The organism is Roseicella aerolata (assembly GCF_020523605.1).
In the GTDB taxonomy this organism is placed as follows: Bacteria; Pseudomonadota; Alphaproteobacteria; order Acetobacterales; family Acetobacteraceae; genus Paracraurococcus; species Paracraurococcus aerolatus.
Window position 1 is genome coordinate 1 of sequence record NZ_JAJAQI010000137.1, and the last position, 1593, is coordinate 1593.

General features: G+C 67.1%; 1 pseudogene. It reads left to right on the forward strand.

Going from position 1 to position 1593, the window contains the following annotated elements:
- Nucleotides 1-256: 256 nt before the first annotated feature.
- Nucleotides 257-322: pseudogene (locus LHA35_RS29160) on the forward strand (hypothetical protein); the annotation flags it as partial.
- Nucleotides 323-1593: the final 1271 nt, after the last annotated feature.

A 1593-nucleotide genomic window follows, 5' to 3' on the forward strand; every position in this document is an offset into this window, starting at 1 on the left:
CCTGCCAAGCGGGATCCGGTGGGCCGTCGAGCGCCTGTTCGCCTGGCTCAGCTGCTATCGCCGGCTCAACATCGTGTATGATCGTGCGCCCGACCTCTTCGCCGCGCACGTCTGGATCGTAATGATCTCCATCATCTCACGTAGGCTCGTGGCACAAACCCAGGCGCAGTAAGGGATCTATTCGCGTACAGCGTCTAAGCGCCGTGCCCGGGCCGAGGCGGCGGCCGAGCAAGCGAGGGCCATGACGTTCCGCTAGGTGGCGGGCGCCTACCTCCGCTCGCACGAGGAAGGCTGGCGGAACCCGAAGCACCGGGGTCAGTGGCGCTCGACCCTCGAGCGCTACGTGTTCCCCGCGATCGGCGCGACGCCGGTGGCGCTTGCCAGCGTGCGTCCAGGCGTAGTAGGCGACCAAGCCCTGCGCGAAGCGGTCAGCATGCTGGAGGCGATAGCCTTGCAAGGGGCAGTGCGCGAGCCCGCGGTCCGGGTCTGCCGTGACGAGCAGGATGATGGTGTCTGGCTTGATCTCGGGCGCGAGGACTGGGGGCTGGTGCATGTGAACGCCCAGGGATGGCGTTTGGTACCGGGGGCGAACGTGCCGCTACTGCGACCGCGCGGCCTGCGGCCGCTGCCAGTGCCTGTCCGGGTGGACCGGGACCTCGCCCTCGCTGACCTACGCCGCCTTCTTAACCTTCGTCCCGGTGAGGCCGGCCAGCCGAGCGGCGACATTGTCCTTGCAGTCCTCTGGCTGGTTTCCGTCCTTTACCCACGAGGCCCATATCCCGTGCTGGCGCTGGACGGCGAGCAAGGCAGCGCGAAGACGACCATGAGCTTAGTGATGCGTCGCCTTGCTGACCCGAACTTGGCCGATATCCAGCCCATGCCGAAGCAAGAGCGCGATCTTGCGTTGGCATGCCGCAATGGCCGCCTCCTCGCCCTGGATAACCTCTCCAGCATTGCTCCCGATATGGCCGACGCCCTTTGTCGGGTGGCGACCGGTTCCGGCTTCCGCGAGCGCCAGCTGTACACCAACGACGAAGAGAATATGGGCTGGGTGCAGAACCCGGTACTGCTGAACGGCATTCCCGCTCTCCTCGCCCGCGGCGACCTGGCCGACCGCGCCATTGCCCTAACCCTGCCGGCAATCCCGGATCACCTGCGCCGTACTGAGGTTGACTTCTGGCGGGAATTCGACACTGCCGCCGCTGGTATCTTGGGACTGCTGCTCGACGCCATCGCCACGGCGTTGCGACGCCTGCCGGAAGTGCGGCTGGAGCGGCCGCCGCGGATGGCCGACTTTGCTTGGCTCGCCTGCGCGGCGGCGCCGGCATTCGGCTGGTCAGAGGGTCAGGTGCTGGCGGCGCTGGAGGAGAATCGGGCGGCAGCGGTGGCTGGGGTGATTGAGGCCGACGCGGTGGCTGCGACAATACTGGCCTTGGCCCAGGAGCATGGTGCTTGGATCGGCACACCGAGCGAACTGAACCGCACCGGGATGGCCGGAGGCTTTTGTGCTTGGGTCATGCCGCCAGGGCGGTTGTCTCCCGTTGGGCATAGTAGCGCGCCTCGGCCTCGGCGGGAGGGATGTTTCCGATCGGC